Source organism: Flavobacterium johnsoniae (assembly GCF_001879205.1).
Taxonomy (GTDB): domain Bacteria; phylum Bacteroidota; class Bacteroidia; order Flavobacteriales; family Flavobacteriaceae; genus Flavobacterium; species Flavobacterium johnsoniae_A.
Genome location: NZ_MLFK01000006.1, coordinates 198,989 through 219,790 on the forward strand (window position 1 = coordinate 198,989; position 20,802 = coordinate 219,790).

General features: G+C 34.3%; 17 protein-coding genes. 7 read left to right on the plus strand and 10 right to left on the minus strand.

Annotated elements, in window-relative coordinates; genetic code table 11:
- Positions 1 to 109 precede the first annotated feature (109 nt).
- Both BKM63_RS10165 and BKM63_RS10170 read left to right on the plus strand, forming a co-directional pair.
- Positions 110 to 1,018 carry a helix-turn-helix domain-containing protein gene (locus tag BKM63_RS10165; protein ID WP_071636495.1) on the plus strand — a complete coding sequence of 303 codons (909 nt, stop codon included), beginning with the start codon at positions 110 to 112 and terminating at the stop codon, positions 1,016 to 1,018.
- Between the two features lie 91 nt (positions 1,019 to 1,109).
- The gene (locus BKM63_RS10170; RefSeq protein WP_071636496.1) at positions 1,110 to 1,949 is read left to right on the plus strand and encodes an oxidoreductase; all 840 of its coding nucleotides are present in this window, start codon (positions 1,110 to 1,112) and stop codon (positions 1,947 to 1,949) included.
- A gap of 158 nt (positions 1,950 to 2,107) precedes the next feature.
- Here BKM63_RS10170 and BKM63_RS10175 read toward each other — a convergent pair whose 3' ends face one another.
- From BKM63_RS10175 to miaB, 10 genes are all read right to left on the minus strand, one after another.
- Complete coding sequence (locus BKM63_RS10175) at positions 2,108 to 3,310, minus strand: ectonucleotide pyrophosphatase/phosphodiesterase (RefSeq protein WP_071636497.1); 1,203 nt, start codon at positions 3,308 to 3,310, stop codon at positions 2,108 to 2,110.
- 387 nt (positions 3,311 to 3,697) lie between these two features.
- Positions 3,698 to 5,329 carry a chaperonin GroEL gene (gene groL, locus BKM63_RS10180; RefSeq protein WP_071636498.1) on the minus strand — a complete coding sequence of 544 codons (1,632 nt, stop codon included), beginning with the start codon at positions 5,327 to 5,329 and terminating at the stop codon, positions 3,698 to 3,700.
- Between the two features lie 43 nt (positions 5,330 to 5,372).
- Complete coding sequence (locus BKM63_RS10185) at positions 5,373 to 5,729, minus strand: four helix bundle protein (protein ID WP_071636499.1); 357 nt, start codon at positions 5,727 to 5,729, stop codon at positions 5,373 to 5,375.
- An 85-nt stretch (positions 5,730 to 5,814) separates the two neighbouring features.
- The gene (locus tag BKM63_RS10190) at positions 5,815 to 6,090 is read right to left on the minus strand and encodes a co-chaperone GroES (RefSeq protein WP_012023920.1); all 276 of its coding nucleotides are present in this window, start codon (positions 6,088 to 6,090) and stop codon (positions 5,815 to 5,817) included.
- A 139-nt stretch (positions 6,091 to 6,229) separates the two neighbouring features.
- On the minus strand, positions 6,230 to 6,571 hold the full coding sequence (gene secG, locus BKM63_RS10195; protein WP_071636500.1) for a preprotein translocase subunit SecG: 342 nt from the start codon (positions 6,569 to 6,571) through the stop codon (positions 6,230 to 6,232).
- 4 nt (positions 6,572 to 6,575) lie between these two features.
- Positions 6,576 to 8,255, minus strand: a complete 1,680-nt coding sequence (locus BKM63_RS23775; protein WP_071636501.1) for a tetratricopeptide repeat protein — start codon at positions 8,253 to 8,255, stop codon at positions 6,576 to 6,578.
- Between the two features lie 107 nt (positions 8,256 to 8,362).
- Entirely contained in the window at positions 8,363 to 8,872 is a 510-nt protein-coding gene (locus BKM63_RS10205) for an LptE family protein (RefSeq protein ID WP_071636502.1), read from the minus strand.
- A gap of 99 nt (positions 8,873 to 8,971) precedes the next feature.
- Entirely contained in the window at positions 8,972 to 10,228 is a 1,257-nt protein-coding gene (locus BKM63_RS10210; protein WP_071636503.1) for a sigma-54 interaction domain-containing protein, read from the minus strand.
- A 33-nt stretch (positions 10,229 to 10,261) separates the two neighbouring features.
- Positions 10,262 to 11,221: a hypothetical protein gene (locus BKM63_RS10215; protein ID WP_071636504.1), complete on the minus strand. Its 960-nt coding sequence runs from the start codon at positions 11,219 to 11,221 to the stop codon at positions 10,262 to 10,264.
- 89 nt (positions 11,222 to 11,310) lie between these two features.
- Positions 11,311 to 12,756, minus strand: a complete 1,446-nt coding sequence (gene miaB, locus BKM63_RS10220) for a tRNA (N6-isopentenyl adenosine(37)-C2)-methylthiotransferase MiaB (RefSeq protein ID WP_071636505.1) — start codon at positions 12,754 to 12,756, stop codon at positions 11,311 to 11,313.
- A gap of 368 nt (positions 12,757 to 13,124) precedes the next feature.
- Between miaB and topA the strand changes: the two genes are divergently transcribed.
- The 5 genes from topA to gldM all read left to right on the plus strand — a co-directional run bounded on the left by topA (position 13,125) and on the right by gldM (position 20,766).
- The gene (topA, locus tag BKM63_RS10225) at positions 13,125 to 15,641 is read left to right on the plus strand and encodes a type I DNA topoisomerase (RefSeq protein WP_071636506.1); all 2,517 of its coding nucleotides are present in this window, start codon (positions 13,125 to 13,127) and stop codon (positions 15,639 to 15,641) included.
- A 4-nt stretch (positions 15,642 to 15,645) separates the two neighbouring features.
- Entirely contained in the window at positions 15,646 to 16,797 is a 1,152-nt protein-coding gene (locus BKM63_RS10230) for a formimidoylglutamase (RefSeq protein ID WP_071636507.1), read from the plus strand.
- A 263-nt stretch (positions 16,798 to 17,060) separates the two neighbouring features.
- Positions 17,061 to 18,455, plus strand: coding sequence for a gliding motility lipoprotein GldK (gldK, locus tag BKM63_RS10235; protein WP_071636508.1), 1,395 nt, complete (start codon positions 17,061 to 17,063; stop codon positions 18,453 to 18,455).
- A 72-nt stretch (positions 18,456 to 18,527) separates the two neighbouring features.
- Complete coding sequence (gldL, locus tag BKM63_RS10240; protein ID WP_071636509.1) at positions 18,528 to 19,175, plus strand: gliding motility protein GldL; 648 nt, start codon at positions 18,528 to 18,530, stop codon at positions 19,173 to 19,175.
- Positions 19,176 to 19,224: 49 nt separating this feature from the next.
- Positions 19,225 to 20,766, plus strand: a complete 1,542-nt coding sequence (gldM, locus tag BKM63_RS10245; RefSeq protein WP_071636510.1) for a gliding motility protein GldM — start codon at positions 19,225 to 19,227, stop codon at positions 20,764 to 20,766.
- Positions 20,767 to 20,802: the final 36 nt, after the last annotated feature.

Genomic DNA, 20,802 nt, shown 5'->3' on the forward strand with positions numbered 1-20,802 from the left:
TTTAATTTAATTATAGATCACAATTTTCCATAGAGATGTGTTGCGTTAATCATTATCTAAATTGTCAAATTATCTAATTAAGTAAGATTGATTTTTGTAACTTTACAAAATGAAACTGACAGAAACTTTAGAAGATTTTTATACAATTAAAATAAAAGGGATGCCCGAGAATCTTAAAAAAGAAATCGGACATTTTAATGTTTTTAAATTGGATGATTATGTTGGGAGTACCTGTAATCCTTTGCCTTATACTAGAAAAGACTTTTACAAAATAAGTTTGATTATAGGGAAAAACAAAGTGCATTATGCAGATAAAATCGTTACAATAGACGATCAGGCATTATTTTTTGCAAATCCGCAGATTCCGTACAGCTGGGAACATATCGATGAAAATCAAACCGGATTTTTCTGCATTTTTACGGATGCGTTTTTTAGTCAGTTTGGAAATTTAAAAGAATACCCATTGTTTCAGCCCGGAGGAAATCCGGTTGTTCCGGTTTCTGCAGAATTAGCCGAATCTTTGAAGATCATTTATTTAAGAATGTTTGACGAAATCAATTCAGATTATGCTTTTAAATATGATATGCTTCGAAATTTAGTTTTTGAAATTATTCATCTCGCACTCAAAACCCAGACCGTAACTACTTCATTATACAGTAAATCGAACGCTACAATTCGAATTTCGTCTTTGTTTTTAGAATTATTAGAACGTCAGTTTCCGATTGAATCTATCACGCAGCAAATTAATTTTCGTTCGCCGTCTGAATTTGCAAATCAGTTAAATGTACACATCAATCATTTGAATAAATCTTTAAAAGAAACAACTGGAAAAACAACTTCTCAGATTATTTCAGAACGAATTGTTCAGGAAGCGATGATATTGCTGAAACAAACCAACTGGAATATTAATGAAATTGCCTGGTGTCTGGGATTCGACGAATCCTCTCATTTTATTAATTTCTTCAAGAAAAATGTTCAGGTTTCGCCTAAAAACTACCGTTTAGCTGAAATTGTTTGATTTTTGTAACTTATGGTTTGATTCATTCAATATTTAAGAGACACTTCGCCCATACCTTTGTCCTGTAATTATAACGTAAAAAATTAAAATCATGGGAAATAACAAAGTTTGGTTCATTACTGGAGCCTCAAAAGGATTAGGATTAGAATTAGCTAAAAAATTATTAGCAGAAGGATTTAAAGTGGCTGCAACTTCAAGAAGTGAGGCTTCTTTAATAAAAGAATTAGGAAACATATCAGAAAATTTTCTTCCTCTTGAAATGGATTTGGTAAATGAATCCAGCGTGAAAAACGCAATTGATAAAGCCATAAATCATTTTAAAACAATCGATGTTTTGGTAAACAATGCAGGTTACGGCTTACTAGGAGCTTTAGAAGAATTAACTGATGCAGAATCAAGAAAGAACTACGAAGTAAATGTATTTGGATTGCTGAATGTAATCAGAAATACAATGCCTTATATGCGTGCTGCGAGATCTGGACATGTTTTTAATATTTCTTCTGTTGGAGGTTATTATGGAGAATTTCCGGGATGGGGAATTTACTGTTCTACAAAATTTGCAGTTGCAGGACTAACAGAATCTTTAGCGGCTGAAGTAAAATCATTTGGAGTTCATGCAACCATTGTTTATCCGGGTTATTTTAGAACCGATTTCTTAAAAGACAGCTCTTTATTACTACCTCAAAATCCGATTGCAGATTATAAAGAAGTAAGAGAATCTGAAAGTGCCCATAAAGACAATATTAACGAGAATCAGCCTGGAGACCCTGTAAAATTAGCTGAAGCTTTAATTAAAGCTAGTCAGGATCAGAATCCGCCATTACATTTGTTTTTAGGGGAGGATGCTTATAATATGGCAAACCAAAAAATAGCAAGTGTTCAAAGTGAATTAGAGGGCTGGAAATCAGTTTCTGTTTCGACTAATTTTTAATTGGAGACTTTGGCAATTAGAGAATGTGACAATTTGATAATTAAAGAATTTGTCGATTAGAAAATTCAGTTGAAGTCTAATTTGAATTGCCTCCATATAAAGCTGGAGGCAATTAATATGTTTATAAGCAATTAAATTATCTAATTATCAAATTGCCGCTAATTAACCAGCATCGAATCTACATCACTCATTTTTCCATCAATTTTACCAATCTGCAAACCTAAAATATGAGCTATTAAAGGATAAACCGAAACATTTTGAAATGTTTTTACTGTTTTATCGACTTTAAAAGCAGGGCCTTTTGCATAAAAAATGGCATGCATGTCCTTCTCGTCATTGTCATAACCGTGCGTTCCGCCTTTTATGTGTGTACTTTCTTTGCCAACTAAACTGTAACCTTTCTTGGCTTCGATAACAAAATCATGCACGCGCGGATTGGTTCCGTAATGAAGTCTCTCAGGAACTTCGGTTGATTTCCAAAATTTAATATGAGGTACTTTTTTTAAAGCTTTAGCAATCGAATCCTGATAACCGGCTTTTGCCTGAATACTCATAATAGGATTAATTACATCTTTGTAACCAAGCCATTCCGGTTTTAGGTAATTCAGAACAGCCACCTTTTTATCATTGCTGATATCAGCCATTCCGTGATCTGAAACTATGATTAAATTGATTTGTTTTCCAATTGGCAATTGATCTAATCTTTGAGATAAAGCTCCCATAATAGAATCCATTTTGATGACCATTTTTTTGTTTTCAGGAGAAAGCGGGCCAAAATTATGTCCGGTATGATCCGGTTGGTCGAAATACAAAGTCACTAAATGCGGGCGTTGTTTTTCCGGAAGCTGTAACCATTTTAAAACGGTGTCGATTCTGGCACCATACGGAATTTTGTTATCGTAATTTTTGTAATAACTTGGATTTCTGTTGTCGATATCAGAACCCGGCCAAAAGAAAGAAGCTGCTTTTACGCCTTGTTGTTCGGCCAAATTCCAAATCGGATTGCCTCCATAAAATCTTGAATCGTTTTTTGTTTTACTTGATAATGAAAATGATTCGTTTAGTGATGCATCATAAAAAACATTATTGATAATGCCATGATGATCCGGATAAAGTCCCGTTACAATAGAATAGTGGTTGGGGAAAGTTTTACTTGGGTAAGAAGGTTTCATAGACTTGGCATGCGATCCTTCTTTTGCAATTTGTTTTAAGTTTGGAAGATTAAATTGTTTTTGATAATCCCAGCGAAATCCATCCATAGAAACCAAAACTACGTAAGCATCTTTATTGGTTTGAGAATGTAAAAGAGTTGTGAGAAATAGAAAGGTAAAAGATAGAAGGTGAGTTGTGAATTTTCTCATTTTGTAATTTAAATAGAACCGCAAAGGTATTAATAACAGATTTTTTAATGAAAAACAGAATGTTAAACAATCATAAAATAAAAAAAGGCTTGCCACGAATTGCGAATTTTTGCGAATTATTTTTTGTCACAGATTAGAGAATTAAAAGGCTTAATTGTGAGGATATTTTAATCTGTGACTGGAAATTTGCCACGAATTACACGAATTTTCACGAATTGTTTTTGCCACAGATTAGAGGATTAAAAGGATTAATCTATGAGAATCTTTTAATCGTTGGCTAAAAAAATATTCGACAAGATTTAGAAAAAATTATTCGTGAAAATTCATGGCAAACAAAAAAAAACGCCAGATTTATATCTGGCGTTTTAAGTTTTAAGAAAAGAACGATTACATCATTCCTGGCATTCCGCCTCCCATTGGCATTCCGCCTCCGGCATTTTCTTCTTTAATATCAATTAATGCACATTCTGTAGTTAAGATCATTCCAGAAACAGATGCAGCGTTTTCAAGAGCTACACGAGTTACTTTTTTAGGATCAATAATTCCAGCAGTAAGCATATCTACATATTCGTCAGTTTTTGCATTGTATCCAAAGTCACCTGAACCTTCAGAAACTTTAGCAACAACTACAGAACCTTCAAGACCTGCATTTTCTACAATTGTTCTTAATGGAGATTCAACTGCGCGAGATACAATCTGGATTCCAGTTGCTTCGTCAGCGTTATCAGCTTTAAGTTCTGCCAATGCAGCTTTTGCTCTTAATAAAGCAACACCACCTCCGGCAACAATTCCTTCTTCTACAGCAGCACGAGTTGCGTGTAATGCATCATCAACTCTGTCTTTTTTCTCTTTCATTTCAACTTCAGAAGCAGCACCAACATAAAGAACAGCAACACCACCAGCTAATTTAGCCAAACGCTCTTGCAATTTTTCTTTATCATAATCAGATGTTGTAGTTTCCATCTGACCTTTAATTTGGTTTACTCTGTTTTTGATGATATCAGCTTCACCAGCACCGCTTACGATAGTGGTATTATCTTTGTCGATAGAAACTCTTTTTGCGTTTCCTAACATTTCGATAGTTGTATTTTCAAGAGTATATCCTCTTTCTTCAGAAATTACAGTTCCACCAGTTAAGATTGCAATATCTTCTAACATTGCTTTTCTTCTGTCTCCAAAACCTGGAGCTTTTACAGCAGCAATTTTAAGAGCACCTCTTAATTTGTTTACTACTAATGTAGAAAGAGCTTCTCCGTCAACATCTTCAGCAATAATCAATAATGGTTTACCTGATTGAGCAACTGGCTCTAAAACAGGTAGTAATTCTTTTAAAGAAGATACTTTTTTGTCGTATAATAAGATGTATGGAGAGTCTAATTCAACTTCCATCTTCTCTGGGTTGGTTACGAAGTAAGGAGAAAGGTATCCTCTGTCAAACTGCATTCCTTCAACAACGTCAACGAAAGTATCTGTTCCTTTAGCTTCTTCAACAGTAATAACACCTTCTTTGCCCACTTTTGCAAAAGCAGTAGCGATTAATTCACCAATAACTTCGTCGTTATTTGCAGAGATAGAAGCAATTTGTTTGATTTTGTCAGAATCGCTTCCAACCACTTTAGCTTGTTTTGCTAAGTCGGCAACGATAGCTTCAACAGCTTTATCTATACCGCGTTTTAAATCCATTGGGTTTGCACCTGCAGCAACGTTTTTAAGACCTTCTTTTACGATAGCCTGAGCTAAAACTGTAGCAGTTGTAGTTCCGTCACCCGCTAGATCATTGGTTTTAGAAGCAACTTCTTTTACCATTTGTGCGCCCATATTTTCTAATGGGTCTTTTAATTCGATTTCTTTTGCAACAGAAACACCATCTTTAGTAACTGTTGGTCCGCCAAATGATTTTCCAATAATTACGTTACGACCTTTTGGTCCAAGAGTTACTTTTACAGCATTTGCTAATGCATCAACACCACGTTTTAATCCGTCACGTGCTTCAATATCAAATTTTATATCTTTTGCCATTTTTAATTTGCTTTACGCAGTAGGCTTTAGGCTTTAAGCCTTTCTACTGCTGAATTAATTTTTGTTTTAATTTGTAAATTTTGCTTTTTATGCTATTGATTTTTTCTATTTGATCCTCTGCAATTTCATTATTAAGATATTGCAAATCTTTTGCTAAAATCAAAAGATATTCTGTTTCATTGGCAGAACCTAAAGCGATATTGAGAAATTGATTAAATTCTTTGTCGCTATTTCTTCCACATCCTTCACTAATATTTGTTGGAATTGATGAAGAAGCTCTTCTAATTTGACTTATTAATCCGTATAATTCTTCTTTTGGAAAAAGAGAAGTTAATTTATAGATTTCTAAAGTAAAAGAATGACTTAGCTGCCAAATATCATATTTTTTAAAATCTCTCATTTTTGTTTTTTGCTTAAGCTTTAGGCAGTACTCTTTGAGCTTTTTGAAAAGCCTATAGCCTACAGCTTATAGCTTACAGCGATTTTTAGATAATCGCAAGAATATCATCTTCGCGCATGATCAAATAATCAGTCCCTTCCAGTTTTAATTCTGTTCCGGCATATTTACCATAAAGTACAGTATCACCTACTTTTACGGTCATAGTGTGGTCTTTAGATCCGTTTCCTACTGCAACTACAGTTCCTTTTTGTGGTTTTTCTTTGGCAGTATCTGGAATAAAAATCCCTGAGGCAGTTTTAGTTTCAGCTGCAACAGGCTCAATAAGTACTCTGTCTGAAAGCGGTTTAATGTTTAAGGCCATGATTTTATATTATTATAGTTATACGTTTTTTAATGTTCTATTAACTTTCAGAAATTATGCCATGCTCTATAAACTGACATTTTTTCTTAAAAAAAATGCCAGCTTTGACAGGCTGGCATTTTAATTTATATCAAAATTATTATTTTGCTGCAGGTGCTGCCGGAGCAGGAGTTTGTTGCGCTGGTGCAGCTGGTGTAGTTGCAGCAGGCGTTTCTGATTTTTCAATAATTTTAGATCCGGTATCACCTAAAGCTCCAGTAAAGCTTAAGCTTGAAAGTAAGATTAAAGCAATCAAAATAGTAGCTAATGTCCAAGTACTTTTATCTAAAAAGTCAGTTGTTTTTTGTACACCGCCTAACATTTGAGTTCCGCTGATAGTAGAAGATAATCCTCCTCCTTTAGGGTTTTGTACCATAATCACTACGATCAATAGAAAGCAAACTATTGTGATTAAAACTAAGAAAATTGAAAATGTGCTCATTGTATTAATTGTTATTGTTATTTTGTTGTAAAATCTTTATATCCGAAATACGGTCTGCAAAGAAACTAATTTTTTCTGGATATTTCAAAATTAATATTTCATATGCTTGTATAGCCTTTGTATATTTTTTTTGTTCTAAATATACACGGGCTAAAGTCTCTGTCATTAGGTATGAATTCTCCTCTTCGTTAATGTTAAACTGCACAGGCGGATTTGCCATAGTGGGTTTAATTGGAGAAATTTTTGGGTTTGCTTCTATAAATCTGTCAATTATTTCTGCTTTTTTCTTTTTCTCTTCTTCGGCATCAATTACTTCAATCGCTTCAATTGTTTTTTTTTCAACGGATTGTGTTTCTTTTGGTGTTTCTGAAGAAGTGCGATCAATAGGTTCTGCCCTTGCAAGTTGAAGCCATTCCTGAAAAGAATGTTTTTCACTAACAGAAAAATCTATCGGCTTTCCTATTTCTAAATTTTCCTGAGCTTCTTTTACATTTTCCGGAACTTCAGCTTCTGGAATTTCAATTTCCAGAAGTTCTTCTGCAGCTGGATTTTCGTCTATGGTTTTTTCTTCTTTTTCAAAAGTAACAGTGGCCGCTTCTTTAATAGAAACTAAAATCGATTCTTCGATCGGGTCAACGTGAACTTCCGTAATTTCGTCATCTACCACTTCATCAAAAAAAGTTGTTTTAGCAATAGGCTGTCCTATAATCGGATCAGCAGATTTTTCTTCAACTTCTTTCACTTCCTTAAAGGTGTTTAATATTTCTTCTTCACTTGGAGTTACAATAGATTCGTTTATAACTGGTTCAATTGTTTCTTCGGCAGTTTCTGTTACTTCTACTTCTTTAAAAGTATTTAGAATTTCTTCTTTAATGACAGATTTGGTTATTTCGACTTCTTCTACCTTTTTAAAAGTGTTTAATATTTCTTCCTCGCTTGGAGTTATAATGGTTTCTTCAATAATAGTTTCTTCTTCTTCTTCTTCTTCTTCTTCAGCTTTTGTTACTTCCTGAAAAGAATTGAATATTTCTTCTTCATTAAGAATCGCGATTGGCTGCTCGCCAACTGCATCTTCCGTTAGTTCCTCAACTTCGGTTACTTCTTTAAAAGTATTCAGGATTTCTTCTTCGCTAAGAATTACAATTGGCTGCTCGATTACAGGTTCAATTGTTTCTTCTTCTTTAGCTTCTATAAAAGTATCTTGCTCTGTTGTAGTAATGGACGGATCAATAATTGAGTCTGCTGTTTTTTGTTCTTCCTGAACTGGAGCTTCAAAAACGACAGTTGTAGCTTCTTTAATTGATTTTAGAATAGATTGTTCAATTGGATCGATTCTAACTTCAGGAGTTTTGGTTACTTCTTCGAATGAGACTACTTCACTGTCAAAAACTTTGATTTCTAAAAGATCTTTTAGTTTTTGATCGTAATATTCACTCTGAATAGAAGTAAAAGTTTCAGAGGTGATAAAGTCAAACAAAACCGAACGATCTGCAGTATGTGCTGCTGTAACTTTTAATGCATAATTATACTTAAAGCTGTTTTGATTGTAAAGTCCTTTTAATCGAAGCGCTCTGGCACTTTGAAAATAGGGGAATTCATTCAAAACACTTCCTAATGCTTCCGCCTGCTTTTCAGTGATAGCATCGGGTTTGTTCATTAAGTAGGTATAATCAGTAACGTTCATTTTTTGTTTGTTTAATCGTTTATTTGTTTAACTGTTAATCGATAGTTTGTACTTGTTAGATCATTTTATCGATTAAACGAATAAAAGATTTAACAGTTAACCAGAGACTACCATTTAGCCAGTGATTCATTAAAAATATCTTGGGTGATTCTTTCGAAAATAGTTTTTACAGCTTCATTTAAAACAGATCCGGTTGGCAGGGCAGATCCCGGAAAATCATAATAAAACTCAAATGGTTTTTCAAAATCGTCACTTTCTTTCTTTTTGTTTGTAAACCTAACATTCACCCTAATCGTTAAACGGTTTTGAGCCGCAGGACGTTCTGGATCTGCAGTTGCGGTCATAGGAGTAGTTCTAAAGTCAACAATTTCTCCTTCATAAACTAATTCTCCTCCTGTACTTACTAGGTTTAAATTGGTTTGATTCATGATTATATCCTGCAAAGCCAATGTAAAATCCCTGTCGATTCCTGGTTCGATTAGGTCAGCATTATTCTGAAAAAAGTTAACCTGAAAAGTTTTAGCGTCTACTGGTGCTGCACCTGTAAAGTTATAAGCTCCGCAACCGCTAAAAGTTGTTGCAACTAATACTATAAAAAGATATTTTAAGTGTTTCATTTTGTTTTATAAAAATTGCTTCGTCATTTTGCTGACATCAGGGTCAAAGATATTCATTTCGGTTAAAACATTTTTGTGTCTTAACATCTTTGTAGCAAATTACAAATCGAATTGTTTAATTTTTCGGTATAATGTTCTTTCAGAAATGCCTAATTCGTCTGCTGCCGCTTTTCGTTTTCCTTTATTTTTTTCTAATGATTTTTTGATCATTTCGATTTCTTTCTGTTCCAAGCGTAAAACTTCTTCTTCCTCAATAGTTTCGGCAAATAAATAATTATCCTCCGGAATCTGATAGTTTTCTTCGCGTACTGCAGGCGTCATGACGGCTGTTCTTGGTTCTTCTTCAAAATCAATTTCGCTGTCATTTTCCTGTGAACCGTATATTTTCTGAATTAAATTGGGATTAATATCCTGCACTTTTGAGGTGCCGTTTTTCATTAATTCTAAAGTCAGTTTTTTTAGGTCATTTAAGTCGCTTTTCATATCAAAAAGGACTTTGTATAAGATGTCTCTTTCAGTACTGAAATCGCTTTCTTTCTTTTTGTCGCTTATTACAGAAGGTAAATTGCTTCCTTCTGTTGGTAAATAAGAAGATAGTGTAGCAGCAGAAATATCACGATTGGTTTCTAAAACCGAGATTTGTTCTGCCACATTTCGAAGCTGTCGAATGTTTCCGTTCCATCTAAATTTTTGAAGCAGCTGTACAGCATCGTCATCTAATTTTAATGGGGGCATTTTGTATTTGTGAGCAAAATCGGCTACAAATTTTCTAAACAATAAATGGATGTCTTCATTTCGCTCACGCAAAGGAGGTAATGTGATCTCAACCGTTGTTAAACGATAGTATAAATCCTCACGGAATTTTCCTTTTTCGATCGCATTAAATAAATTGACATTTGTTGCGGCTACAATACGAACATTGGTTTTTTGAACCTGAGACGAACCTACTTTTATAAATTCGCCGTTTTCAAGAACACGAAGTAAACGAACCTGGGTTGTTAGAGGCAGTTCTCCAACTTCATCCAGAAAAATCGTTCCGCCATCGGCTACTTCGAAATAACCTTCACGTGTGCTTGTTGCACCTGTAAAAGCACCTTTTTCGTGTCCAAAAAGTTCACTGTCAATAGTTCCTTCGGGAATGGCTCCGCAGTTTACTGCAATATATTTACCGTGCTTTCTGTGTGAAAGCGAATGAATAATTCTCGGAATATTTTCTTTACCAACACCACTTTCCCCAGTTACCATAACCGAAATATCAGTTGGAGCAACCTGAATGGCTTTTTCAATGGCGCGATTTAATTTTGGGTCATTCCCAATAATCTCAAATCGTTGTTTTATTGCTTGAACTGTTTCCATAAACTAGCTATTTCTTGGATTTTTCAATTTTTTTTATTTGGCTGAATAATTAAAAATCAAACCGCTATCTTTTTTATTGTCAACGGTTGAAATTCTTGCCATTTTACTAGGTAAGTTGTTTAATTGATAAGTATAAATGTTCTTATAAACATTGTCTACAGGTATGCCGCCAGATTCACTATTTGAATAAGTTGTTCTTATTAAATTATTTGTTCCGGTTCCTGTTACTCTGTCCTGAATGCTGCCTCTTTCTAAAACAAACGGATATTCATTGCTTAAAATATAATTCATATAATGATTCATATAAACTTTATGAACAGGATTTGGTTTGTCGTCGTACTCGTAAGTAGCTGTATTTACATAAAGGCTTGCAGGACTGTCTGGCAGGTCATGAGTACCGTTTTGAGTCATTTTTAATAAAACAAGATTTTTATTATTGTCATATTTCAAAGTGATATACGAGTTGGTTCTTATTGGTCTGTTTTCTTTAGCCGGATAATCAACATAATCATGTTTAGAAATAAGTAATCCTTCATTATTAAAAGTATATTGAACTTTTATATGATTAAAGTTCGGATCTTGATCAGAAACCAATTCGCCGGTTACAACATTATTATTGTAAGAGAACAACCAAACAAAAAGTTTTCCTTCTGTCCCCAACTTTCTGTTATCCTTTTCCATTTTAATAATTTGGCCATCATTATTATAAGTAAAAGTAGTTGTGGAAGGATTACTATCAGGGCTAACAGTTGTTTTTGTCATTTTATTATTAGAGTCATAAGCGAATTTTATAAGTATTTCTCCTGTCGAAAATACTATTTTTTCGTATCGACTGCCTTCATTTTCAAATAAATGTATATTTCCATTAGGACTGTCTTCTTTGTAACTTTTCAATATAGTTCCTTCTATATTCTCAGGTTCAGAAGATGAATTGTTATCGTTTGAACATGATACAATAAATAATGAGAACACTAGAATAATGAATTTTTTCATAATAGATATAGGGATAAAACTTTTATATGTCTTTCTTTCAAGTTTCAAGTTACGCAAAGAACCTGAAACTTGAAACCTGAAACTAATTTTTAATTCATTTCACTTAATCCAACAGCTTCACCTTTTAAAGTACCGCTGGTACAGCTTGTTATTTTTACGTTTACGAAATCTCCAATTTTATAATTCTCTTTCGGGAAAACTACAGTAATGCTTTGAGAGTTTCTTCCAGAGAATTCTTCTGTTGATTTTTTTGAAACTTTTTCAACCAAAACTTCAACCGTTTTTCCGACAAACTCTTCGCTTCTAAACCAAGCGTGTTTTTGTTGTAAGTCTACAATTTCCTGCAGTCTTCTGGCTTTGGTTTCTTCTTCAACATCATCTTTCATTTTTCTTCCGGCCAAAGTTCCAGGGCGTTCAGAATACGAATACATATAACCGAAATTGTATTTTACATATTCCATTAAACTCATTGTATCCTCGTGATCTTGTTCAGTTTCGGTTGGGAAACCGGCAATCATATCTTGTGAAATTGAAGCATCTGGAACAATTGCTCTAATTTTATCAATCAATGCCATGTATTCCTCGCGAGTGTGCAGGCGATTCATTTCTTTTAAAATTCGGTTACTTCCAGACTGAACAGGCAAGTGAATATGTTTGCAGATATTTGGATATTTAGCAATAACATGTAAAATGCTTTCGTGCATATCCTGAGGATTAGAAGTTGAGAATCTAATACGCATTTTAGGAAAACCAACAGCAACCATTTCCAGCAATTGATCAAAATCTACTGCAGTTGCCTTTTGCATTTCAGAAGCGTTTACAAAATCTTTTTTCAAGCCTCCTCCGTACCAAAGGTAACTGTCAACGTTTTGTCCTAAAAGCGTAATTTCTTTAAAGCCTTTGTTCCATAAATCCTGAATTTCGGCCATAATACTTTGTGGCTCACGACTGCGTTCTCGTCCGCGTGTAAAAGGCACAACACAAAATGTACACATATTATCGCATCCACGAGTGATAGAAACTAACGCTGTAATTCCGTTACTCATTAAACGAACTGGTGAAATATCTCCGTAAGTTTCTTCTTTTGATAAGATTACATTAATGGCGTCGCGTCCTTCTTCAACTTCTGCCAATAAATTTGGTAAATCTTTGTAAGCATCAGGTCCAACAACAAGATCGACTATTTTTTCTTCCTCCAAAAACTGACTTTTTAAACGCTCGGCCATACAGCCTAAAACGCCTACTTTCATTTTTGGGTTAGTGCGTTTCACGGCATTGTATTTCTCCAGACGTTTGCGAATAGTTTGCTCAGCTTTATCACGAATTGAGCAAGTGTTTACTAATACCAAATCCGCTTCTTCTAAAACTGAAGTTGTATTATAACCTCCGTTAGACAAAATAGACGCTACGACTTCACTATCCGAAAAATTCATCGCACAACCATAACTTTCTATAAAAAGCTTCTTAGTATTTTCGGGTTTATTTTCTAAAACAAGACTTTCACCTTGTTTACTTTCTTCAATAATCTTTTCCATTGTAAAATTTCAAAGTGCAAAGATAGCGTAAATACGGTCAATATGACAAGATGGCAGAGGAGAAATTTTAGATTTTAGTTCCAAAGCCTCGGGACAGATAGCAGATTGAAAGAAATCTCAAAAAAGCGTTAGCTTTTTTTACGCAAAACCTAAAATTTAAAATCAATCCTGAGGCTTTGGGACTAAAATCTAAAATTAAAAGAATTTCTCGGTCATAATCGACTAAAAGTTGTACCTATATATATATTAAAGAATATTACAGATAAATCTGCAATTTTAAGTTTCATAATATCAAAATACCTCAAAAATTCATTCGTAAGGTTAATATTTAAAAAAAATAAATACTTTTGTTGCAGAAAATAAGAGCAATGGCAAAGAATTTAGTAATAGTGGAGTCACCTGCAAAGGCGAAAACGATCGAGAAATTTCTTGGAAACGATTTTCAGGTGGAGTCAAGTTATGGTCACATAGCCGACTTACCATCAAAGGAAATAGGAGTAGATGTAGAGAATGGTTTTAGACCTAAATATGAAGTTTCTCCGGATAAAAAAGCTTTGGTAAGTAAACTTAAAACACTGTCTAAAAATGCCGAAACGGTTTGGTTAGCAAGTGATGAGGACCGCGAAGGGGAAGCTATTTCATGGCACCTGGCGGAAGAACTGAAACTGGATACAAAAAAAACAAAACGAATTGTTTTTCATGAAATTACCAAAACGGCGATTCTTAAAGCAATTGAGAACCCACGAGAAATAGATTATAATTTAGTAAATGCTCAGCAGGCACGTCGTGTTCTGGATCGTTTAGTAGGTTATGAATTGTCTCCGGTTTTATGGAGAAAGATTAAAGGCGGACTTTCTGCCGGTCGTGTACAATCTGTTTCTGTTCGTTTAATTGTTGAGAGAGAACGCGAAATCCAGAATTTTAATGCAGTTGCAAGTTATTCAATTGTTGCCGAATTTGTAAACGAAGCAGGAAAAGCCTTTAAAGCAAAACTTCCAAAAAACTTTAATACTAAAAAAGAAGCCGAAGATTTTTTAAATCAAAACATCGGTTCTAAATATAAGGTAGCTGATTTAGAAACTAAACCTACCAAAAAATCTCCAACAGCACCTTTTACAACTTCTACTCTTCAGCAGGAAGCAGCGAGAAAATTGTATTTGCCGGTTGGAATTACAATGCAGTTAGCACAACGTTTATACGAGGCGGGACTTATTACTTATATGAGAACTGACAGCGTTAATCTTTCAAAAGAGGCGATGAGCGCTGCTGAAGCTGAAATCATAAAATCTTACGGAAAAGAATTTTCAAAACCGAGAACTTTTGCTACCAAAAGTAAAGGAGCACAAGAAGCGCACGAAGCAATTCGTCCAACCGATATGTCGCGCCATACTGTAAATATTGACCGTGATCAGGCTCGTTTGTATGATTTGATCTGGAAAAGAACCTTGGCATCTCAAATGAGCGATGCGCAGCTTGAAAGAACAAACGTGAAAATTGAAGCGGATAATCACAACGAAATTTTTACAGCTTCTGGAGAAGTTTTGCTTTTTGAAGGTTTCTTAAAAGTTTATTTAGAAGGTCACGATGATGATGAAGAAGAGCAAGAAGGAATGCTTCCTGCTTTAAAAGTAAACGAAAAACTGGCTAATAACTATATTACAGCCACAGAACGATATTCAAGACCTCCGGCACGTTATACAGAAGCCTCTTTGGTTAAAAAATTAGAAGAATTGGGAATTGGGCGTCCGTCTACTTATGCACCAACTATTTCCACTATCATCAACAGAAATTATGTTGAAAAAGGAACACTGGAAGGACAGGAACGTAATTATACGCAGCTTACTTTGCAAAATAGTAAAGTAGGCGAGAAGCTTCTTAAGGAAAATACAGGTTCTGATAAAGGAAAACTGGTTCCAACTGACATTGGAACAATTGTTACTGATTTCCTGGTAAAGAACTTCGGAAATATTTTAGATTATAATTTTACTGCAAAAGTAGAACAGGATTTTGACGAAATTGCCGAAGGAAATATCGACTGGGCAATTATGATGCAGGATTTCTACAATAAATTTCATCCAAATGTAAAAGAAGTTGAGGCAAATGCTGAACGTGAAAGCGGTGAAAGAATTTTAGGAAAAGATGCAGACGGAAGACAGGTTTCGGTTCGTTTAGGAAAATTTGGACCAATGGCTCAAATTGGAGAGGCAGACGACGAAGATAAAAAGTTTGCCAGCTTAATGTCAGATCAAAATATTGGAAATATTACGCTTGAAGAAGCTTTGAATTTATTCTTGCTTCCTAAAAATTTAGGAGATTATAAAGGAGAAGAAGTAGAGGTAAGTAACGGTCGTTATGGTCCTTATGTACGTCACGGAAGTGTATTTATTTCATTGCCAAGAGGTGAAGACCCGCTTGGAGTTACAAAAGAAAGAGCTCAGGAATTAATCGATGACAAAGCACTTGCAGATGCGCCAATTGCGGTTTATAAAGGAGAGCCTGTTCAAAAAGGTGTGGGGCGTTTTGGTCCGTTCATCAAATGGAATGGTCTTTTTGTAAATGTGAGTAAAAAGTACAATTTTGATAATTTATCTCAGGCAGAAGTTGAAGAATTAATTGAAGATAAATTACAAAAGAATATTGATAAAGTTCTTCACAACTGGGAAGAAGAAGGAATTTTGGTTGAAAAAGCACGTTGGGGACGTTCAGTTATTACAAAAGGCAAAATCAAAATTGAATTAAGTAAAGATGTTGATGCAACAAAATTAACATTGGCCGAAGTTCAGGAAATGATTGCTAAGAAAACACCAGCTAAAAAAGCGCCGGCAAAAAAAGCCGCAACAACCAAGAAAGCAACGGCTAAAAAACCAGCTGCAAAAAAGAAATAAAAAAATGGAATTTGATTTTCTAGAGCCTTTAAATGACGGAATTTTAAAATTCATCAGTTCATTGTCTTCACAAGAACTGGGGAGTAAAATTGTTTTGCATACCCAGGATCAGTTTCCGGATATCAGCAAAATTAATATTGCGATTGTCGGTGTTTTAGAAGATCGTCGTAATGTTAATGCGGTCCATGAAGTCAATCTTACTTCTATTCGTAAAAAGCTTTACGGTATGTTTCCGGGCAACTGGGATGCATCAATTGCAGACTTAGGAGATATTCTTGCAGGAGATTCTGTAGAGGATACTTACTTCGCAGTTAAAAAAGTTACATCGACCTTAATTAAGAATAAAGTGATTCCTATAGTCCTGGGAGGTTCTCAGGATTTAACATATGCTTTATATCGCGCTTATGATGATTTAGAGCAAATGGTGAATATGGTTTCTGTAGATAATAAGTTTGATTTTGGTAAAGAAAATGAAACAGTTTCGGCTAATTCTTACCTGACTCAAATTATTATTAATGAGCCAAATAATCTTTTTAATTATTGTAATATTGGTTATCAAACCTATTATAACTCTCAAGAGGAGATAGATTTAATCGAGAAGTTGTTTTTTGATGCTTACCGTTTAGGAGAGATTTCAAACAACATTGCCTTGGCTGAGCCTGTTTTTAGAGATGCCGATTTAGTTAGTATCGATTTAAATTCAGTAAAATCTTCAGCTTCAGGTAATATGGTTTCTTTTGAGCCAAATGGCTTTAACGGAAAAGAGATTTGTTCTCTGGCAAGATATGCCGGAATTAGTGATAAAGTTTCTTCTTTTGGAGTGTTTAATCACAATAGCACATTGCCCGAAGCTCCTATTGTTGCTCAGATTATATGGTATTTTATTGAAGGGTATCATTATCGTTCTAAGGAATATCCGTTTGGAAGCAGAACCAATTATTTAAAATACATTGTACCTCTTGAAGAAGAAGAACTTGTTTTTTATAAAAGTGACAAAACAGAGCGCTGGTGGATCGAAATTCCATTTGAAACAAATGGGCACAATAAACTAAAAAGAAATACGTTATTACCGTGTTCTTATGACGAATATTTAAGCGCATGTAACCAAGAATTGCCAGAAAGATGGTGGAAAGCACAGCGAAAAAACGCTTTGTAAATTAAAAATTTAAAAGAAATCTTAAAATTTTTCAATTTCAAAAAAATAAGTTAAAAAATTTAGTAAGATAATGTTTATATATTATAAAATTTAACGTTTTACATCGATTTTTTTAATCAGTTTATCGATGAAATATTTTTTTTTTATTTTTTTTAACATTATTTTTGAACGGTAAAATAAATTTCGCAAGTAGTATTGTTTTTTAGATAAATAATAAATACGTTTACGGACTTTTAATAATGAATAGATAATCCCAAATTTATATGAAGAAGTTTATTGCATTTGCAGCAATGTTAACACTAGTAATCGGCTGTGGTAAGTCAGGTGACAAAGGTGAATTAGTTGGTGTTACAGGAGGGAAATGGCATCCCGAGAAGCCTTATGGAATGACATTAGTTCCGGGTGGATCTTTTATTATGGGTAAATCAGATGCTGATTTAGCTAATGTGGAAGATGCTCCAACTAAATCAGTAACGGTTCGTGCGTTTTATATGGACGAAACTGAGATCACTAATAGTGAGTACCGTCAATTTGTAGAATGGGTAAAAGATTCTACAATGAGAGTTCGTCTTGCTATCTTGGCTGATGAAACTGGTCAAAAAAGTACTGGTGACAAAGGAAAAAAAGGAGGCAGTATTGCTGATTATGCATTTAATGATTCTGAGCCGGATAAAATGACGGCTTATGATAAATACATGTATGATAATTATTATAGTGTAGGGACAAAAGATGATCCGTATGCTGGTAGAAAATTAAACAAAAAAGTTAAGTTAATTAAAGATACTAAAGCTTACCCAGATGAATACTATGCTGAGGTAATGGATTCTATGTATTTGCCAATTGAAGAATCATATAATGGTTTAAGAACAATTGATGTAAATAAATTGAAATTCCGTTATTCATGGATGGATATTCAGGCTGCTGCAAAAGCTAAAGTTGGAAAAAGAAAAGATTTCGTTAAGACTGAGCAGGTTAGTGTTTATCCTGACACAACAGTTTGGATTAAAGATTTTGCTTATTCATATAATGAGCCAATGCATAATGATTACTTCTGGCATAAAGCTTATGGAGATTATCCGGTAGTAGGAGTAACTTGGAAACAAGCTAAGGCTTTCTGTGCTTGGAGAACTTTAAATAAAAACAGCTATATCAAATCTAAGAAAAAGGGACGTGATTTAGTAAACTCTTTCAGACTTCCAACAGAAGCAGAATGGGAGTATGCTGCAAGAGGTGGTCTTGAATCTGCAACTTATCCTTGGGGAGGTCCTTACACTAAGAGTGACAGAGGTTGTTTCTTAGCTAACTTCAAACCAAACAGAGGAGATTATGCAGCTGATGAGGCTTTATATACTGTTGAAGCTAAATCATACGATCCAAACGGATACGGATTATACAACATGGCAGGAAACGTTTCAGAGTGGACAGATTCAGCTTATAATCCAAATGCATACGAATATGTTTCTACAATGAACCCTAACGTAATTGATGGAAACAACCAAAGAAAAGTTGTTCGTGGAGGATCTTGGAAAGATGTTGCTTACTTCCTACAAGTAAGTACTCGTGATCACGAATATGCTGATTCTGCAAGAAGTTACATTGGTTTCAGAACTGTACAAGATTACATGGGAACTCAAGTAACAGGAAGCGGAAAAAAATAATAGAGTATAATTGAATCAATATACAAAAACCAAATCGAATCTATTTAAAATTAAAACCTAAAAAAAAGTATTATGGCATTATTAAGTAAAAAAGTGATGAATTTCGCTTATGGTATGGGAGCGGCAGTAGTAATTATTGGAGCTTTATTCAAAATTACTCACTTTGAAATTGGACCATTAACAGGAACTGTTATGTTATCAATCGGATTGGTAACTGAAGCATTAATCTTCGCTCTTTCTGCTTTCGAACCAGTTGAAGACGAATTAGACTGGACTCTTGTTTACCCAGAATTAGCTAACGGACAAGCTAGAAAAAAAGCTGACAAAGTTGAAACTCCATCTGATGCTCAAGGATTATTGTCTCAAAAATTAGACGCAATGTTAAAAGAAGCTAAAGTTGATGGTGAATTAATGTCAAGCTTAGGAAACAGCATCAAAAATTTCGAAGGAGCTGCAAAAGCAATTTCTCCAACAGTAGATTCTATTGCAGGTCAAAAGAAATATGCTGAAGAAATGTCTCTTGCTGCTGCGCAAATGGAATCATTAAACAGCTTATATAAAGTACAATTAGAAAGTGCTTCAAGAAATGCACAAGCAAACAGTGAAATCGCTGAAAATGCTTCTAAATTAAAAGAACAAATGGCATCTATGACTGCAAACATTGCTTCATTAAACAGTGTTTATGGTGGTATGCTTTCTGCAATGAGTAACAAAGGATAATTAGTTTTTGACTATATATTAAATATTAATAAGAACTAATTAGAAAAAAATGGCAGGAGGAAAATTAACCCCTAGACAGAAGATGATTAACCTGATGTATCTGGTTTTCATCGCAATGTTAGCAATGAACGTATCAAAAGAAGTTATTTCTGCTTTTGGTTTGATGAACGAAAAATTTGAAGGTGCAAATACTAGTTCAACTGAAACAAATGCAAGTTTATTAACATCTTTAGATCAAAAAGCTGCTGAAGCAAAAGGAGAATTTGCTATCGCTGCAGTTACTGCTCACAAAGTTGAAACAATCTCTAAAGAATTTTATGATTATATAGGATCTTTAAAAGCTCAGGCTGTTAAAGGATTTGAAGTTGATAAAGAAACTGGAAAAATGCCATACGAAGCTATGGATAGAGGTGATAACATCGACGACTGGTTTACAGGTGACGGTTACACTAAAAAAGGAAATGAAATTATTTCAAAAATAGAAAAATACAAATCAGATATTAAAGCTGCTTTAGGTACAGATAAAAAATATGCTGGTATTATTTCTGAGGTTGAGAAAAAATTTGATGTTTCTGACGTAAAAAACAAAGAAGGTATTAAAGAAAAATACTTAGCATACCACTTCAAAGGATTTCCTGCAATTGCATCAGCTGCTAAACTTTCAGCTTGGCAGAATGACGTGAAAAAAGTTGAAGCTGACGTTTACAACAGTGCTTTAGGAAAAGCTGCAGTTGCTGCTGCTTCCTATAGTAACTATCAGGCAATTGTTGTTTTAGACAAAAATGCTTACTTCCAAGGAGAAAAAGTTACTGGTAAAGTAGTTTTAGGTCGTTATGACGAAAACACAAAACCAACTTCTTTCCAAGGTCCAGGACAAATTGTTAACGGACAAGCTGTTATCTCATTAACTGCTGGAGGTGTTGGAGAACAAGATATCAACGGACAATTTACTTTCTTAGAAGATGGTAAAAACATTCCATTGAAATTTGCCGGGAAATATGTTGTAGTTCCAAGACCAAATTCAGCTACAATTTCTGCTGATAAAATGAATGTTGTGTATAGAGGTGTTGTTAACCCAATCTCTGTATCATTCGCTGGTGTTGATGCTAACAAAATTGTTGCAAGTGCTCCGGGATTATCTTCTGCAGGTAAACCAGGAAAATATAACATGAGCCCAGGTCAAGGCACTGAGGCTACAATCTCTGTGACTGGTACATTACCAAACGGAGATAAAGTTACAGATAAGAAAACATTCAGAATTAAAGGTATTCCTGGTCCAACAGGTACAATTAGAGGTGAAATGGGAGTTGTTAAAGGTCCTAAATCTAACTTAGAAATTGCTACTATTGGTGCTAAATTACTTGATTTTGATTTTGAAGTTGGTTTAGATGTTGTAGGATTTAATATGAAAATTGCTGGACAACCTACAGTTGTTGTTAGTGGTAATAGATTAAATGCTCAATGTAAATCAGTTCTTTCCAGAGCTGGTAAAGGAGACCAGGTTACTATTTCTGAAATTAAAACTAAACTTGTTGGAGCTGGTAGTTATTTATTACCAAGAACTGCTCCGGTAATTTACGAAATACAATAATAAAGTAGTTTAAACTACGTTCAATATCTTATAATG

Coding starts and splice junctions, on each gene's coding strand:
- BKM63_RS10165 (WP_071636495.1), top strand. CDS start 110: ATGAAACTGACAGAAACTTTAGAAGATTTTTATACAATTAAAATAAAA.
- BKM63_RS10185 (WP_071636499.1), bottom strand. CDS start 5,729: ATGAGAGATTTTAAAAAATATGATATTTGGCAGCTAAGTCATTCTTTT.
- BKM63_RS10170 (WP_071636496.1), top strand. CDS start 1,110: ATGGGAAATAACAAAGTTTGGTTCATTACTGGAGCCTCAAAAGGATTA.
- BKM63_RS10230 (WP_071636507.1), top strand. CDS start 15,646: ATGGAATTTGATTTTCTAGAGCCTTTAAATGACGGAATTTTAAAATTC.
- topA (WP_071636506.1), top strand. CDS start 13,125: ATGGCAAAGAATTTAGTAATAGTGGAGTCACCTGCAAAGGCGAAAACG.
- BKM63_RS10175 (WP_071636497.1), bottom strand. CDS start 3,310: ATGAGAAAATTCACAACTCACCTTCTATCTTTTACCTTTCTATTTCTC.
- secG (WP_071636500.1), bottom strand. CDS start 6,571: ATGAGCACATTTTCAATTTTCTTAGTTTTAATCACAATAGTTTGCTTT.
- BKM63_RS10205 (WP_071636502.1), bottom strand. CDS start 8,872: ATGAAACACTTAAAATATCTTTTTATAGTATTAGTTGCAACAACTTTT.
- groL (WP_071636498.1), bottom strand. CDS start 5,329: ATGGCAAAAGATATAAAATTTGATATTGAAGCACGTGACGGATTAAAA.
- gldL (WP_071636509.1), top strand. CDS start 18,528: ATGGCATTATTAAGTAAAAAAGTGATGAATTTCGCTTATGGTATGGGA.
- BKM63_RS23775 (WP_071636501.1), bottom strand. CDS start 8,255: ATGAACGTTACTGATTATACCTACTTAATGAACAAACCCGATGCTATC.
- BKM63_RS10215 (WP_071636504.1), bottom strand. CDS start 11,221: ATGAAAAAATTCATTATTCTAGTGTTCTCATTATTTATTGTATCATGT.
- BKM63_RS10190 (WP_012023920.1), bottom strand. CDS start 6,090: ATGGCCTTAAACATTAAACCGCTTTCAGACAGAGTACTTATTGAGCCT.
- miaB (WP_071636505.1), bottom strand. CDS start 12,756: ATGGAAAAGATTATTGAAGAAAGTAAACAAGGTGAAAGTCTTGTTTTA.
- gldK (WP_071636508.1), top strand. CDS start 17,061: ATGAAGAAGTTTATTGCATTTGCAGCAATGTTAACACTAGTAATCGGC.
- BKM63_RS10210 (WP_071636503.1), bottom strand. CDS start 10,228: ATGGAAACAGTTCAAGCAATAAAACAACGATTTGAGATTATTGGGAAT.
- gldM (WP_071636510.1), top strand. CDS start 19,225: ATGGCAGGAGGAAAATTAACCCCTAGACAGAAGATGATTAACCTGATG.